12 protein-coding genes, 1 tRNA gene and 3 pseudogenes are annotated in these 15,518 nt (G+C 66.4%); 7 read left to right on the top strand and 9 right to left on the bottom strand.

The window, feature by feature from the left end:
• Nucleotides 1-193 precede the first annotated feature (193 nt).
• Nucleotides 194-1,615 (top strand): adenylosuccinate lyase, encoded by a 1,422-nt coding sequence (purB, locus tag OL239_RS01740; RefSeq protein WP_268910472.1) that lies wholly within the window; start codon nucleotides 194-196, stop codon nucleotides 1,613-1,615.
• Between the two features lie 328 nt (nucleotides 1,616-1,943).
• Entirely contained in the window at nucleotides 1,944-2,462 is a 519-nt protein-coding gene (locus tag OL239_RS01735) for a PadR family transcriptional regulator (RefSeq protein WP_268910471.1), read from the top strand.
• Nucleotides 2,463-2,621: 159 nt separating this feature from the next.
• Here OL239_RS01735 and rlmN read toward each other — a convergent pair whose 3' ends face one another.
• Entirely contained in the window at nucleotides 2,622-3,875 is a 1,254-nt protein-coding gene (rlmN, locus tag OL239_RS01730; protein ID WP_268910470.1) for a 23S rRNA (adenine(2503)-C(2))-methyltransferase RlmN, read from the bottom strand.
• 136 nt (nucleotides 3,876-4,011) lie between these two features.
• Between rlmN and OL239_RS01725 the strand changes: the two are divergent.
• A pseudogene (locus OL239_RS01725) lies at nucleotides 4,012-4,547 on the top strand (GNAT family N-acetyltransferase).
• Here OL239_RS01725 and OL239_RS01720 read toward each other — a convergent pair.
• A pseudogene (locus OL239_RS01720) lies at nucleotides 4,541-5,016 on the bottom strand (nucleoside deaminase). The pseudogenes OL239_RS01725 and OL239_RS01720 overlap by 7 nt on opposite strands.
• Nucleotides 5,017-5,380: 364 nt before the next feature.
• Nucleotides 5,381-5,623, bottom strand: a complete 243-nt coding sequence (locus tag OL239_RS01715; RefSeq protein ID WP_268910469.1) for an acyl carrier protein — start codon at nucleotides 5,621-5,623, stop codon at nucleotides 5,381-5,383.
• 171 nt (nucleotides 5,624-5,794) lie between these two features.
• Between OL239_RS01715 and OL239_RS01710 the strand changes: the two genes are divergently transcribed.
• Nucleotides 5,795-8,197, top strand: coding sequence for an excinuclease ABC subunit UvrA (locus tag OL239_RS01710; RefSeq protein ID WP_268910468.1), 2,403 nt, complete (start codon nucleotides 5,795-5,797; stop codon nucleotides 8,195-8,197).
• Nucleotides 8,198-8,249: 52 nt separating this feature from the next.
• On the opposite strand, the gene OL239_RS01705 is transcribed toward OL239_RS01710, so the two are convergent.
• Nucleotides 8,250-9,134 (bottom strand): metal-dependent hydrolase, encoded by an 885-nt coding sequence (locus OL239_RS01705; protein ID WP_268910467.1) that lies wholly within the window; start codon nucleotides 9,132-9,134, stop codon nucleotides 8,250-8,252.
• Nucleotides 9,135-9,229: 95 nt separating this feature from the next.
• Here OL239_RS01705 and OL239_RS01700 point away from each other — a divergent pair.
• A tRNA-Met gene (locus OL239_RS01700) sits at nucleotides 9,230-9,303 on the top strand.
• A 215-nt stretch (nucleotides 9,304-9,518) separates the two neighbouring features.
• On the opposite strand, the pseudogene OL239_RS01695 reads toward OL239_RS01700, so the two are convergent.
• From OL239_RS01695 to OL239_RS01685, 3 genes and pseudogenes are all read right to left on the bottom strand, one after another.
• Nucleotides 9,519-10,201: pseudogene (locus OL239_RS01695) on the bottom strand (SDR family oxidoreductase).
• A gap of 150 nt (nucleotides 10,202-10,351) precedes the next feature.
• Nucleotides 10,352-10,978 (bottom strand): TetR/AcrR family transcriptional regulator, encoded by a 627-nt coding sequence (locus OL239_RS01690; RefSeq protein WP_268910466.1) that lies wholly within the window; start codon nucleotides 10,976-10,978, stop codon nucleotides 10,352-10,354.
• 178 nt (nucleotides 10,979-11,156) lie between these two features.
• Nucleotides 11,157-11,978, bottom strand: a complete 822-nt coding sequence (locus tag OL239_RS01685) for a DUF1295 domain-containing protein (protein WP_268910465.1) — start codon at nucleotides 11,976-11,978, stop codon at nucleotides 11,157-11,159.
• A gap of 180 nt (nucleotides 11,979-12,158) precedes the next feature.
• Between OL239_RS01685 and OL239_RS01680 the strand changes: the two genes are divergently transcribed.
• Together OL239_RS01680 and OL239_RS01675 are read left to right on the top strand one after the other, a co-directional pair.
• Nucleotides 12,159-13,655, top strand: a complete 1,497-nt coding sequence (locus OL239_RS01680) for a Cpe/LpqF family protein (RefSeq protein WP_268910464.1) — start codon at nucleotides 12,159-12,161, stop codon at nucleotides 13,653-13,655.
• 50 nt (nucleotides 13,656-13,705) lie between these two features.
• Complete coding sequence (locus OL239_RS01675; RefSeq protein ID WP_442864272.1) at nucleotides 13,706-14,068, top strand: GNAT family N-acetyltransferase; 363 nt, start codon at nucleotides 13,706-13,708, stop codon at nucleotides 14,066-14,068.
• 49 nt (nucleotides 14,069-14,117) lie between these two features.
• Here the strand turns inward: OL239_RS01675 and OL239_RS01670 are convergent, their stop codons facing one another.
• Nucleotides 14,118-15,116 carry a hypothetical protein gene (locus OL239_RS01670; protein ID WP_268910462.1) on the bottom strand — a complete coding sequence of 333 codons (999 nt, stop codon included), beginning with the start codon at nucleotides 15,114-15,116 and terminating at the stop codon, nucleotides 14,118-14,120.
• Nucleotides 15,106-15,480 carry a GntR family transcriptional regulator gene (locus OL239_RS01665; RefSeq protein WP_268910461.1) on the bottom strand — a complete coding sequence of 125 codons (375 nt, stop codon included), beginning with the start codon at nucleotides 15,478-15,480 and terminating at the stop codon, nucleotides 15,106-15,108. Before OL239_RS01665 ends, OL239_RS01670 begins: the two co-directional genes overlap by 11 nt.
• Nucleotides 15,481-15,518: the final 38 nt, after the last annotated feature.

The following is a 15,518-nucleotide window of genomic DNA, read 5'->3' as shown; positions in this document are numbered from 1 at the left end:
CCGTCGCCCGTCCGGCAACTTCCACTTCCGCTTCCGTTATGTCACGGCGGACCAGCACTCGCCCGGATCATCGGGCCCGCGGGGACAGCGAGTGCCAACCGGTGCCAAACCTGCACGTTGTGGAGGACAAGTCACGTTGTGGAGGAGAAGTCACACAGCAGGCCGTACCGCCGGAACATGAAAGAATTGCCGCATGGCTGAATCCGCTGCTCCCCGCGTCCCGCTTGCCTCCGTCACCCCCGCCATTGCCTTGGGCCCGCTGGACGGCCGCTACCGCGGCGCTACCGCCCCGCTGGTGGACTACCTGTCCGAAGCCGCCCTGAACCGCGACCGCACTCATGTGGAAGTGGAATGGCTGATCCATCTCACCTCCAACTCAGTGCTTCCGGGCGCTTCCCCGCTCAGCGCTGAGCAGCAGGGGCAGCTGCGCGACATCGTTTCCGGCTTCGACGGAGATTCCGTCGCCGAGCTGGCGGAAATCGAAAAGGTCACCGTCCACGACGTCAAAGCCGTGGAGTACTACATCGGCCGCAGGCTGGCAGCGATCGGCATCGAAAACCTGACGTCCCTGGTGCACTTCGGCTGCACCTCCGAAGATGTCAACAACCTCTCCTACGCACTGGGCGTCAAGGGCGCTGTTGAGAACGTGTGGATGCCCGCAGCGCGGAACCTGGTCGAGCGGATCACCGCCATGGCGGAGGAAACCCGCGCCGTGCCGATGCTCTCCCGCACCCACGGCCAGCCCGCCACGCCCACCACCCTGGGCAAGGAGCTGGCCGTCACGGCGCACCGCCTCACCCGCCAGCTGAACCGGATCGAAAAGACCGACTACCTGGGCAAGATCAACGGCGCCACCGGAACCTACGCCGCGCACTACGCCTCGGTTCCCACAGCGGACTGGGAGCAGGTGGCCCGCAGCTTCGTGGAGGGACTGGGCCTGACTTGGAACCCGCTCACCACCCAGATTGAGTCCCACGACTGGCAGGCCGAGCTCTATGCGGACATGGCCCGCTTCAACCGAATCCTGCACAACTTCTGCACTGATGTGTGGAGCTACATTTCCATCGGCTACTTCAAGCAGGTTCCCGTGGCCGGAGCCACCGGTTCCTCCACCATGCCGCACAAGGTGAACCCCATCCGCTTTGAAAACGCCGAGGCGAACCTGGAAATCTCCAACGGCCTGCTGGACACGCTGGCCTCCACGCTGGTGACCTCCCGCTGGCAGCGCGACCTTACCGATTCCTCCTCGCAGCGCAACATCGGCGTGGCGTTCGGCCACTCCGTGCTCGCCATCTCCAATGTGGTCAAGGGCCTTGAACGCCTGGATGTGGCCGGGGACGTCCTGGCCGCGGACCTGGACACGAACTGGGAGGTGCTTGGCGAGGCCATCCAGATGGTCATGCGCGCCGAAGCCATCGCCGGTGCCCCGGGCATGGAAAACCCGTACGAGCGCCTGAAGGAACTCACCCGCGGCCACCGCGTGGACGCGGCGCGGATGCGCGAATTTGTCTCCGGCCTGGGCCTGCCCGCCGACGCCGAGGCCCGCCTGCAGGACCTTACGCCCGGCACGTACATTGGCATTGCCGACTCGCTGGTGGACCACCTGCGGAAGTAACCGGGGCCCGGAGTGTTCCGGGCCGGAAATGACGACGGCGGGAGGCCGGGTTTCGATACCCGGCCTCCCGCCCTTTTTTGCCGGGTTGGCCCGAAGCACCCTGGCCCTTCCCGGGTAAACCACCCCTTCCGGGTCGGCCACCCCCTCTTGAGCTAACGGAGGATCACGATATATCGTGATAGTATTGGAAGTTGCACGACAGGAGACCCTTATGCGTCATCCACACAAGCACCATGACTTTGCCGAAGCTGCCCCTGAACCTCTCGACGAAACAGCCCCCGGACCCGCGCACCCCCGGCGCCACCACTCCCCCATGGGGCCCGGAGGAATGGGACCAGGTCCCCTGGGACCCGTCAGCATGGGGCCCGTGCCCGGACGGGGCCGTGGCCGCGGCCGCGGCCACCACGGAGGGCCCGGCGGACGCAGGGCCGGACGCGGCGATGTCCGCGCTGCCGTGCTGCAACTGCTGTCCGAAGAGCCGATGCACGGCTATCAGCTCATCCAGGCCATCAGCGGGCGAACCAACGGGCGCTGGCAGCCGAGCCCGGGAGCCATCTATCCCACGCTGGCACAGCTTGAAGACGAGGGACTCGTCACCATCGAGGCCGCCGGCGGACGCAAGCTCGCCACCCTCACCGAAGCAGGCCGGCAGGAGGCCGGGAACCTGGCCGGCTCCGGAGCCGGCAACCCGTTTACGGATACCACGGACAGGGACAGCGGGCCGGATCTCCGCGCCCTGCTGCACGAGCTGACCGGTGCCACCCGTCAGGTTGGCATGGCCGGGACGCCTGAACAGGTGAGGGCAGCGGCCGCACTGTTGGCGGAGACCAAAGGTCCCTCTACCTGATCCTTGCCGGCGAAGAACCGGCGGGGACATCCGACCGGGAATAAGCACCATGGACGCAGATAACGACGGCGGGAGACCGGGTCTGGTACCCGGCCTCCCGCCGTCGTCGTTGTTCAGTCTTCGTTGCCGCGCCGGTGCTTCTCCGCAGGCGCAGGAGCCTTAGTCCGCAGCAGCCAGCTGGCCGCAGGCGCCGTCGATTTCTTTGCCGCGGGTGTCGCGCAGGGTGGTGGGGATGCCGGCGTCGATCAGGCGGTTGATGAACTCGCGGGTCACGTGCGGCTCCGGGGACGTCCAGATGGAACCCGGGGTGGGGTTCAGCGGAATCGGATTCACGTGCACCCAGCCGCGGCCGCGGGCGTTGAGCTTTTTGGCCAGCAGGTCCGCGCGCCACGGGTGGTCGTTCATGTCCTTGATCAGGGCATATTCAATCGACACGCGGCGGCCGGTGACGCGGTAGTAGTTGTAGGCGGCATCCAGCGCCTCGTCCACCTTCCAGCGGCTGTTGACCGGGATGAGTTCATCGCGCAGCTCGTCGTCCGGAGCGTGCAGGCTCAGCGCGAACGTGACCGGGATGTTTTCCCCGGCCAGCTTGTTGATCGCCGGAACCAGCCCCACCGTGGAGACCGTGATGTTGCGGGCACTCATGCCCAGGCCCTCCGGAACGTCGGCGGCCATCCGGTGCACGGCGTTCATGACGCGCTTGTAGTTGGCCAGCGGCTCACCCATCCCCATGAAGACGATGTTGGTGACGCGCTCGGCGTCGTGGCCGCCGTCGCGGCGCTTGCCGCCGAGGCCGCCTTCCTTGATCACCCGGTTGGCCTGGACAATCTGGTCCAGGATCTCCGCGGTGGACATGTTCCGGGTCAGGCCGGCCTGGCCGGTGGCGCAGAACGGACAGTTCATGCCGCAGCCGCACTGGCTGGACACGCACAGCGTGATCCGGCCGGGGTAGCGCATCAGCACCGACTCCACCAGGGAGCCGTCAAAGAGGCGCCAGAGGAACTTGATGGTGTCGCCGTTGTCCGTGGTCAGGCGTTTGACCTCGGTGAGCAGCGTCGGGAACATTTCCTTCACCAGCTCATCGCGGCGCTCCTTCGGGAGGTCGCTCATCGCCTCGGGATCCGTGGTGTAGTGCTGGAAGTAGTGCACCGACAGCTGCTTGGCGCGGAACGCCGGCAGGCCCAGCTCCTTCAGCTTGGCCTGGCGCTCGGGCAGGGTCAGGTCCGCCAGATGCACCGGAGGCTGCGACACCCGGGGGGACTTGAACTGCAGCAGCGGGCGGCCGTCCGGCTCCTTGGCCTGCTCCCAGCCCTCCGTGGCAGGACGCACCTGTGCCTTCCGCGCCTGCAGCTGCGCCTTGGAGGTGCCAACCGGCTTGGACGGGGTTGCGGAGGAAGTATCGAGGGAAGTCATCCCTTCCATTTTTGCACGCATCCGGTTTCCCTGCTTTCTGTTAGCCGGCTCGCCATGATGCCGAAACACCGTTGAAACCGCCCGCTCCTAGATTGATGGGAAAACCCGCTCCGGGTATCCGCACAGGAGGTCCTCCATGCTTGCCGACCAGCCGCCGAACCTCACCATCCGTGAAGTGCCCTGGAGCAACCCGGTGGGAGCGGATCTGCGGGCAGCCCAGCAGTCTGAACTGGACGTCCGGTTCGGCAGCATCGACCACGAGCCGTCCCCGCCCACCGCCGATGACACGGCAGTCTTCCTGATCGCCTATGAAAGAAGTTCCGGGCAGCCGCTGGGCTGCGGCGGGCTGAGGCGCCTTGATGCGGCCACTGCGGAAATCAAGCGCATCTACGTACTGCCCTATGCCAGGGGCTCCGGCGTTGCCACGGCCATCCTCACCGCCCTCGAGTACCGGGCACGTGCCGCAGGCTACGATGTGCTCACGGCCGAAGCCGGGTCGGCACAGCCGGACGGACGCCGCTTCTATGAACACGGCGGTTATACGGTGGTGCCGAACTTCGGTCCCTACGCCGGGAGGAGGACTCCGCGTGCTTCGCCAAGCGGATCGGCGCCGAATCCGGGACGCCGGCCGGGCCTCCGCCGCGGGGCGCTGCCGCCCGCCGGCTTCAGTAGTCCGTGCGGTCCTCCGCGGCGGTCCAGGCGTCGAAAGGCGATCTGGCCCTGCCCCCGTCCAGGCCCAGCTGCTCCACGGGAAGCATGCTGCGGCTGGCCGGCACCTCGAAGTACTCGTAAAAGGCCGCATCATCAAAACCTGCGGCTGCGGCATCGTTCCGGTCTGCGGCAAAGACCACGCGCTTCACTCGAGCCCACAGCGACGCTGAAAGGCACATCGGGCACGGTTCGCAGCTGGTGTACAAGACCCCTCCGTGAAGATCGAACGTGCCCAGCGCTGCACAGGCCGCGCGGATGGCGCTCACCTCGGCGTGCGCAGTGGGGTCATTCGACGCGGTTACCCGGTTCACCCCGTCATATGCCCGGCCGTCCGCCGTGACGACGACGGCACCAAGGGGCCCCCGCCGTCGGCGACATTGGCGGTGGCCAGATCGAGGGCCCGGGCAAGATATTGGGCGTCACTGGTCATTCGTCTCTCCTTGCGTGCGGATGGCCGGATGCTGCTGCCGGACCTGAGGGGCAGATGGCACCGTGCAGTGCCCGCCGCCGCCGGCACAAGGCTAGCACCGGCGGCAGGGGGAATCCCTGCAATTCAGCAACACGGGCTGCCCGGCAGTGGCTGTCTCTGACAGCATTGTGGTGCTGCTGAATCCGGGCATCCCGCAATAGTCGCCAAGGGACAAGAGGACCGGTTGTTCCCGGTAGGGGCGGCAAGAGACCCGGACGGCCACCGCTGGGAGTTTTTGTGCCTGGACAACGAAACCTGAGGGACCCGGTGACGGGCGGGCTGCGCGGACCGGGCCCCGCCGAACCGCCGCAGCCCACACCGCTGCCTATGACATTGCCGGCCCGGACTCCGGGGCACCGGAAAGGTCCCTCAGGAACTCATGGCACTGCTTGGCCCGGTCTGCGTCCTGGGCCATGATCTGTTCAAAAAAGGCGGCAATGTCCTCCTTTCCCGCGTTGCGGGCATCCCGCACATACTGCCCGTAGTCATGGCCTGCTTTCAGGCAGTGGTACTGCACGGAAATGAGGTCGAAGGAAACGTCGTCGAAACCGGTCTCTCCTGTTGCCATGGTGCACCTCCGGATGGATGGGGATTGAGCGCCTTCAGGGTACGCCCGGCCTTTCCCGCCCGACAACGGTGGGAGCCGTTGCCGGACGGGCGTTGTGCGAACTGCGGCAGCCGCGGAGAATCGGACGTACTGCGCGGCGGGGCAGTACGAGCGGATGGAGACGGACAGAGCATGGCCACGACAACAACCGACACTTCGGCGGCGCCCCGCGCTGCGGACCGGCAGGACGCCATCCGGGTGCAGGGAGCCCGCGAGAACAACCTCAAGGACATCAGCGTTGAGATTCCCAAACGCCGGCTGACAGCCTTCACCGGCGTATCCGGTTCCGGCAAGAGCTCTCTGGTTTTCGGAACCATTGCCGCCGAATCGCAGCGGCTGATCAACGAGACCTACAGCGCGTTCGTGCAGGGGTTCATGCCGAACCTGGCCCGGCCGGACGTGGACCGGCTGGAGGGGCTGACCACGGCGATCATTGTGGACCAGGAACGGATGGGGGCAAACCCCCGCTCCACCGTTGGAACCGCCACCGACGCCAACGCCATGCTGCGCATCCTCTTCAGCCGGCTCGGGAACCCGTCCATCGGCTCGCCCAACGCCTATTCCTTCAATGTTCCCTCCGTGAAAGCCAGCGGCGCCATCACCGTGGAACGCGGTGGCAGGACCAAAGCCGAAAAGGCGACCTATAACCGGCTGGGCGGCATGTGCCCGCGCTGCGAGGGCATGGGCTCAGTGACCGATTTCGACCTGACTGCCCTTTACGATGACAGCAAGTCCCTGAACGAGGGTGCCCTCACCATCCCCGGCTACAGCATGGACGGCTGGTACGGGCGTATTTACAGCGGCACCGGCTTCTTCGACCCGGACAAGCCCATCGCCGCGTTCACCAAGCGGGAACTGCACGACCTGCTCTACAAGGAGCCCACCAAGATCAAGGTTGACGGCATCAACCTGACGTATGAAGGCCTGATCCCCAAGATCTCCAAATCGATGCTGTCCAAGGATCCGGAAGCGATGCAGCCGCACATCCGCGCCTTCGTGGACCGCGCCATCACGTTCACCACCTGCCCGGAATGCGGGGGCACCCGGCTCAGCCCGGAAGCCCGCTCCTCCAAAATCAACGGCAAGAGCATCGCCGATGCCTGCTCCCTGCAGATCACCGACCTGGCGGAATGGATCCGCGGACTGCAGGAGCCCTCGGTGGCGCCGCTGCTGGCCGGGCTCCAGCACCTGCTGGATGCCTTTGACGCCATTGGGCTGGGCTACCTCAGCCTCGACCGGCCCGCCGGCACGCTCTCCGGCGGGGAGTCCCAGCGGACCAAGATGATCCGCCACCTCGGCTCGTCGCTGACAGATGTCACCTACGTTTTTGACGAACCAACCATTGGCCTGCACCCGCACGACATCGAACGGATGAACGGACTGCTCCTCCAGCTGCGGGACAAGGGCAACACGGTGCTCGTTGTCGAGCACAAGCCTGAAACCATCGCCATTGCCGACCACGTGGTCGATTTGGGGCCCGGCGCCGGTTCCGCCGGCGGTGCCGTTTGCTTCGAGGGCACGGTGGAGGGCCTGCGTGCCAGCGGCACCGTCACCGGACAGCACCTTGACGACCGGGCGCGCCTGAAGGACACGGTGCGCACGCCCTCCGGCACGCTGGAGGTCCGGGGTGCCTCCGCCAACAATCTTCAGGACGTCGACGCCGACATCCCGCTGGGGATTTTCTGCGTGCTGACCGGTGTGGCCGGATCCGGCAAAAGTTCCCTGATCAACGGCTCGGTGGCCCGGCGGGACGGCGTGGTGGTCATTGACCAAAGCGGAATCAAGGGCTCCCGCCGCAGCAATCCCGCGACCTACACCGGCCTGCTGGAGCCGATCCGCAAGGCGTTCGCCAAGGCCAACGGCGTGAAACCGGCGCTGTTCAGCTCCAATTCCGAAGGCGCCTGCCCGGCATGCAACGGTGCCGGGGTGATCTTCACCGACCTGGGCGTCATGGCCACGGTGGAGTCCACCTGCGAAGAATGCGGCGGCAAACGTTTTCAGGCGGCAGTGCTGGAGTACACCCTGGGCGGCAGGAACATTGCCGAGGTGCTGGGGATGTCCGTTACGGAGGCGGAGTCATTCTTCGGCGCGGACAACGCCGGCGACGGCGGCGGCGCTCCCCTGCCGGCGGCACACAAGATCCTGGGCCGGCTGGCCGACGTCGGGCTCGGCTATCTTCACCTTGGCCAGCCGCTCACCACCCTCTCCGGAGGTGAGCGGCAGCGCCTCAAACTGGCCACCCAAATGGCGGACAAGGGCGGCGTCTATGTCCTGGACGAGCCCACCACCGGGCTGCACCTGGCCGACGTGGCGCAGCTGCTTGGCCTGCTGGACCGGCTGGTGGACTCCGGCAAGTCGGTGATCGTCATTGAGCACCACCAGGCGGTGATGGCGCATGCGGACTGGATTATCGACCTGGGTCCGGGCGCCGGGCGCGACGGCGGCAGGATTGTTTTCGAGGGCACTCCCGCCGACCTGGCGGCCGGGCGCTCCACCCTGACGGGCAAGCACCTCGCCGCGTATGTGGCCGGTTAGCCGCCGCAAGCAGGCCAAGTGGCCGCGACCGGGCGTACTGCGGCCGGCCCGGCTATCCGGCGGGAGAAACGCAGATGGTGTCCATGACCACGGTCACCGCACCGTCGCCCTCTGAAGCCGTCAGCGTGACCTGAATGCCGCCGGTTTCCAGCAGGGAGGCGGCGTGGGTGCCGCCGCAGGGAATACTCACCGTCCCCTCGGGCAGGTCCACACTCCAACGCCGCAGATCGGTCAGCCGCTCACCCTCACACTCAATCCGGACATCGGCCCCGGCGGCGGTCCACTCCGCCAGGATCGCGTTGATTCCTGCTTCCACTGCCGGCAGGTCCTCCAGCAGGACCTCGGGCCGGAAACCCTTCCGGCGCAACGATTTACCCAGCCGGTACACGTCCGTGGAGCCGTGCTCTTTGATGGTGGAGGTTTCGATGGCCAGTGCGTCGAAGTTCGGGTTGCCGGCCGCGTCCGGCAGGACCTCCTTTTTCCAGGCTCCGGCCAGCTGCCGGTTCAAGGCAAGGGACGCCAGGTGGCATGCGGTGTGCCCGGCGGAGAGGGCTGCCCGGTATGCCGGGTCCACTTTGATCCGCACTGCCTCGCCCTCCTGCACTTCGGCACCGGCCGGCAGCAGATGCGCGACGGCGAAAACCCATCCCTCCGTCCCCTTCTTCACCGGAATGTCAGCGCCCAGGTACAGAGATGTGCCGTCCGAAGCTGCGACGACGGCGTCCTGCACTTCGTAGGTCCTGCCGGCTGCGGTTTCGAGCATGGCGCGGTCGGCGCCCTGGTCGGGCCAGCCGGCGTCCACCGGATGGACAGCCGTGACGTCCAGCAGAACCGCCCGGGCGCCGCCGGGCAGGTCCCGGACGTCCTGGACGGAGCCGGCAGACTCCACGGCACCGGAGGGATAGGTCACTGTTGTATGTTCAGTAGGCAGAGTCACAGGGCCACCCTACCGATTAATATCGGCTCCGCATGGTGATGGCTGTCACTGGATTCTTCATCCGGGCTCACATGGGGGTACAGTTGTAAGTACGACGCGGGGTGGAGCAGTTCGGTAGCTCGCTGGGCTCATAACCCAGAGGTCGCAAGTTCAAATCTTGCCCCCGCAACTCAAGAAAGAATCCCGATCCGGGTCACCGGACCGGGATTTTTTGTATGCGGGACGTGCCGCACCCCGCTGCCGGCCCGCTCCCCGTGCAGCCTGTACCCATGAGCTACGGCGATTATCAGCCGGACACCTGCACGCGGCCAGCGGCTATCCGGATCCGGGAAGCCCGCACCGGCTGTAACTGCCGTCCGGGCACGCGCCCGGACGGCATCCGGGCTAGTGGTTGGCCAGGCCTGCGGTTTCGCCGCCGTCCACCACGAACTCCGCGCCGCTGGAGAAGCTGGAGTCATCGCTGGCCAGGAAAAGCACCGTCTGCGAGACTTCCTGCGCCTCGCCCATGCGGTGGAGGGCAACATGGGACATCGGGTTTTCCATGCCCTCGGTCATCGGCGTCCTGATGACTCCCGGGTGCACCGAGTTAACCGGATCCCGTACTTGCCCAGGTCAAGGGCAACGGATTTCGTCAGGCCGCGTACAGCGTACTTGGTGGCGGTGTAGCCGGGAAGCTCCACAAAACCCTGCAGGCCGGCGGTGGAGGAGATGTTGATGATCGAACCGCCCTTGGATTCTTTCAGCGCCGGGATAACGGCCTTGATGCCCAGGAAAACACCGTTGAGGTTGATGTTCACAATGGTGTTCCACTGCTCGAACGTGTAGTCCTCAATGTGCCCGAAGTTGGCGATACCGGCATTGTTCACCAGCACGTCCAGGCCGCCGAACTCGGTGACCGCCGTCTGCACTGCCGTGATCCAGTCCCCGGCGCTGGTGACGTCAAGGTGCACGTAGCGGGCGCTGTCGCCGAGTTCCGCCGCGGTCTTCCGTCCGTCCTCGTCGAGGATGTCGCCGATGACGACCTTCGCCCCCTCGGCCACCAAAAGCCGGGCGTGCGAGGCACCCATACCCCGGGCTCCGCCGCTGATCAGGGCCACCTTGCCGCTTACGCGTTCCATACCGTTCTCCTTCAGGCTGTTTGCTTTCCGCCTAATCAACACCTGTAGAAGAAGACCGCATTCCCTCCGGGCGGAGAATGTGACAAAGCAGATACCGCCTCAGGCCCGGGAAAAGCCCTCCCGCGGCCACCATTGCGGCAGCAAGTGCGTCAGCGAGGCCAGCCGGGCCTCGACGTCGCCGTCCTCCTCCGCCGCCCACTCTTCAAACCAGGATGCGTAGGCGCCGCCCAAAAAGGCCGCCACCACATCCAGATCAAGGCCCGGCACCAGGCCATGCGCGTCCCAGACATTCAGCGCGAGGCGGAAGCGGCATTTGAGTCCGTCCGCAAGCACTCCCGGAAACGATCCGGTGGAAAAAAGCGCCCGGTAGACCCGGCGTTCCGACCGGATATGCAACAGGATCTGCCGGACGGCGTCCACGTAAAGGACGCTCACCTCTTCGCGGGTAAGCCCCGCGCCGTTCAGATCAACATTCACGGCACCCAGCTTGTCCACAGCGTCCGCATACAACGAGGCAGCAAACTCGAAGATGCTGTGGTGATGGCCGTAAAACGTGGTGCGGTGCACGCCCGCCCGCCGGCACAGTGCAGCAACGCTGATCTCGGACAGCTCATGGTCCCGCAGCAGCTCCCACAGTCCGGCTTCGAGTGCCTCCCGGGTGCGTGCAGTCCGAGGCTCCGCCGCGGCAGGATGACCCGTTATCTGTGGAGTTTGCGGTGCCGGCATAGGGTCCATCTTCGCAGATACACGAAAGGACTCCGCCGAAGCGAAGCCCTTCCATGCCGCGGCGCTGGGGGACGCCGCGGGGATGGTGTCCTTGGTTATTCAACACCTGTAGAAAAGACTTTAGCGGAGATAGACCCCAAGGTCACACCCGAACCGGGGGGGTGTGTCGCATGGTCCGCTACGCTGCGGCAGCGGGCCGCGCCCGGTGCCGCGGAGGCAGCGGAATGATGGGCGAGGTACGGCGCTGGTACTGCACATAGTCCGGATGCCGGGAGCGGGAAATGCTTTCGGTGAAAACCGTAGATCCGGCAAAAAGCAGGGTCAGCAGCACGGCTCCCAGGACGGTCCAGTGGAACCAGCTCCCGGTGGCGGTGACGGCAAAGCCGTAAAACAGCCACCACTGCGCCTGCTCGAAGAAAAAGTTGGGGTGGCGGGAAAAGCGGAAAAGGCCGGTTTCCAGGAAATCGGGACGCGGAGTGCGTCCGGCCCTGAGTTCGGCGGCCTTCCACCGGTGAAAATTCCACTGCTGCTGGTCGGCGACCGTCTCCCCTGCCAGCGCGGCGGTGAACAGGGCGGCCAGGACCCAGTCGCCCGTGTGCAGTGGCCCGGGCGCCTGGTACACCGTGAGGGCGGGAAGTGTCATCAGGAAGATAATGGCGTTCTGGTAGAAGCTGATGAAGGCAAAGTTGAAGACGGAAAACTGCCACGGTTTCAGCCGGCCCTTCAGGATGCCCCACCGGTAGTCCTCCCCGCCGGGCGCGTAACCGCCCTTGCGCGCAAAGTTAAAGGTCAACCGCGCTCCCCACAGCGTCACCAGCACGGCCATGATCAGCAAGCGTCCGTCGAACCCCGAAGCCGCCGCAAAAACCCACACATAAATGACGGGAGCCAGCGACCAGATACGGTCGGTCCAGGAGTATTCCCGGGTGATGAGCGAAAGCACCCACGTTCCGGAAACGAGTGCGGCAGCAATCCACAGGCAAACCGTAACGGGGTTCATCTGAAGGAGACTACGCGTGCCGGGACCGGCGGGGAACGCTGCACTGCCCGTGGGCGCGCATGAAGCACCTCAACACCGCAACACCCGTCCCGGCAACGCCTGCTACCCTGTCAAAACCGGCAGTTGGGGGCTGCAGGAAGCCTGTTCCCGCCGCCGTTCCAGCACAGCGAAAGGATCAGCATGCAGGCAGGGCACCGCCGCCCCCGTCCTGACCGGACCGGCCGGGCCCCACGCCGAGGCCGGCCCCGCACCCGATGGGAGCGGCCCGGCGGGCCGGAGCTCGCCGCTTCGCTTGCTGCCGCCCTGATGCTCGCGCTGGCCGCGTGCAGCGGAACCTCCCAGAGCGGGGTCGAAGCCGGGCCGACCGGCGCCGCAGGTACCGCCGCTTCCGCAGACACGGCCCCGCCGGCGTCCTCGGCCCTGCCGCTGCCCGGCACCCCGGTGGGCGGCCAGGCGCAGTGGATCCTGCAGCAGGTAAACGCGCAGACGACAGTGGACGGTGACGGTTTCGACGCGCGGTTCGCCCCGGTGATCCTGCAGGAGTTGTCCGCGGAACAGCTGGCGGAAGTCCTGGAACAAATGCGCACTCAGGGACCGTGGACTCCCACCAAAGTGGACGCGGCCGCGGCGCAGGGCATCTTCACGCTGAGCAGCAGCACCGGGCAGCCGGTGGACCTGCAGCTGTCCGTGGATGAGGCGGGCATGATCAACGGCATTTTCTTCGGCCCGGCCACCCCGGACCGGGTTCCCGCCGCAAGCTGGAAGGAGCTGGAGGCTGAAGTCGCCGCCATGCCGGAGGGCACCGGACTGTCAGTGTTCCGCGTCGCGGACGGTGCCGCCGTCGTCGATATCGGCTCCGAGGCAGCCAAACCGCTGGGCTCGATCTTCAAGCTCTACGTCCTGACAGCGGTCACTGATGCCGTGGCTGCGGACACCCTGGCCTGGGACACCCCGCTGACGGTCACCGATGACCTGCGCAGCCTGCCATCCGGTGAACTCCAGGACGTTCCGGCCGGCAGTACGGTCACGGTCCGGGAAGCAGCCCTGAAGATGATTTCCATCAGCGACAACACGGCCACGGACCTGCTGATGGACGCCGTTGGCCGGGACGCGGTCGAGCAGGCGCTCCATGACACCGGCCACTCGGACCCGGCCCTTAACCAGCCGTTCCTGACCACCCGTGAACTCTTCTCGCTGGGGTGGGGCGTGGAGGAAGCCGTGCGCGAACAGTGGTTGGAGGCCGACGGCGACGCCCGCCGGGCAATGCTGGCAGGCCTGCCGAAGGGAGTGCTGGACATCCCGGCCGAGTCGGTGGACACGGCCGTATGGACCCACGGCCTGGACTGGTTCGGCACAGCTGATGACCTGATGCGGGTGCATCTTGCTCTGCAGGAACGGGCGGCAACGGAAGCCGGGGCACCGCTGCGGGCGATTCTGGGCACCAACAACGGCCTGGGCCTGGAAGTCGGGGGTGACTGGAAGTATGTCGCGTTCAAGGGCGGCAGTGCCCCGGGTGTGATGGCCGGGTCCTGGTATTTGGAACGCAGCGACGGCGAGCGGTTTGTCGTGGTGCAGCAGGGAGCGTCCCGCTCACCAGAGGATGTGGCAAACCCCGCGGTCTTTTTTGGCCCCGCACAGGATGCGGTGGCCCTCCTGGCAGCCGAGGGCAACCAGTGACCCCGGCCGGCACACGCCCGACGGCGTGTAGCGGCTACGGCGCATGAGCCATCCTGTGGAACGGGTCGGCCGTGGGCAATGTCGGAATCAGCAGCGTCGACGTCCGCCATGGCACGGCCTGGCTGCACTACTGGCTGGCCGCACCGGCACGCGGCAGGGGTCTTGCGGTGCGGGCGGTAGCCTCCCTGGCGAACCTGGCGTTCGGGGACCTGCAGCTGCACCGGCTGGAGCTCGGCCACCGGACCAACAACCCGGCGTCCTGCAAGGTGGCAGGCTCCGCCGGGTTTGCGGTGGAAGGCGTTCAGCGGGCCAAGCTCCGCTACGGCACTGACCGCTTCGACGTGGAAATCCATGCCCGGCTGGCCACTGATCCGGTCCCGGGCCTGCGGAGGATCGAGCTGCGGCTGCCCTGAGCAGCGCACGGTTCGGGTGTCCGGGTCTCCGGGTCTCCGGGTCGCCGGGTTAGAAACTGACAGTGTTTCGGGCGGCCTGGGCGTTGAAGAGGGACGCCGCCGTCGCAGCGTTACGGACCGTGACGGTCAGGCTCCTGCCGCCGCGGCCATGAACCCGCAGTGCCTCGCCGTTGCGGAAGACCAGCCCCACGGACCCCGCTGAACCAACCCGGATTCCCCACCCGAGAAATTCCGCAAGACCGCGCACCGCAACCACTTCTGCCCTCGCCCCCTGGTTTGCCGGGACGTGAAACCGGCCCAGTCCGAGCAGCGTGGTGCAGGTCAGTCCGCGGTGATCGACCGTGACGCTCCAGCGGCCGGTAACACCAGCGAACACGAGCAGGACGACCCCCGCCACACTGAGCCCCCAGAGCGGAGTCAGCAGGCCAAGGGCCACCAGGACCAGCCCCGGGATTCCGCCGCCAAGCAGGCACACCCACGCCGTCAGGTGTGTGGTCCAGACGGCCCGCTCCTCCGGTGCCAGGTCCAGTGCGGAAACCGGGACACCGGGGTCGTCGTCCGCGGCCAGCGGACGACCGCCGGCAACCGCGGCGGCGAGCACTCCGTATGCCAAACTCAGGACAGCAACAAGCGCCGTCGCAGAACGGGGATCCGGGGCTTGCCAAGGATCCTCGAGCCCCATCTGCCCACGGAGCATTGCGGGGAGGGCCGCGGCCAGAAAGAAGGCGAGGCCGGACAGCAGGACAACTGACAGCCGGCGCCCCCATCCGGTGAGCCTGCCGGTCCACTTCATGATGGCCAAGGCGCACAGCACGGCCGCGGCCGGCAGAGCCAGGGACAGCACATTCAGCCACAACGGTCCCACGGTGGTGACCGCCCGGGTTGACCAGTTCCACTGCTGGGCAACCTCCGCGGGAAGCCGCGGGCTCCATCCGGCAACCAGTGCGAGGCATCCCGCCAGGACCGCTGCGGCCGGCAGGAAGACGCCCAGCCAGAAGCGGGGATCCGGATCTTCGGAAGTGCGGGGGGCCGGAAGGTTAGTCGTCATGCGGAGAGCTCCTGTCGAGGCGTTGGCGGAAGAGTGCAAGGATCGTTTCGGCGGAAAGCCCCAGCACGGCCAGCTGCGATGCGGCATCGTCAAGAATCCGCAGTGCGTTTTCCCGGGTGGCGGGGGCCGGGGCAATCACCACTGCGCCGCGTCCGCGCCGCAGTTCAATAAGGCCCTGATCCCGGAGGTCCTGATAAGCGTGAAGGACGGTATGCAGACTTACCCCCAGGGATTCCCCGAGAGCCTTTGCCGCGGGAAGACGCTCCCCGTCGGCCAGGGATCCGTCCAGGATGCCCGCCCGGACGGCAGCGGCAATCTGCTCGTGAAGGGGCGAACCGGGATCAGGGATGAGGCGGATCAGCATGTACCTGATTCTATTGTTATATATTAAATATAACAATA

It is taken from the genome of Arthrobacter sp. ATA002, from assembly GCF_026898095.1.
Classification (GTDB): domain Bacteria; phylum Actinomycetota; class Actinomycetes; order Actinomycetales; family Micrococcaceae; genus Arthrobacter_B.
This window is presented reverse-complemented; position numbering and strand designations above follow the sequence as displayed.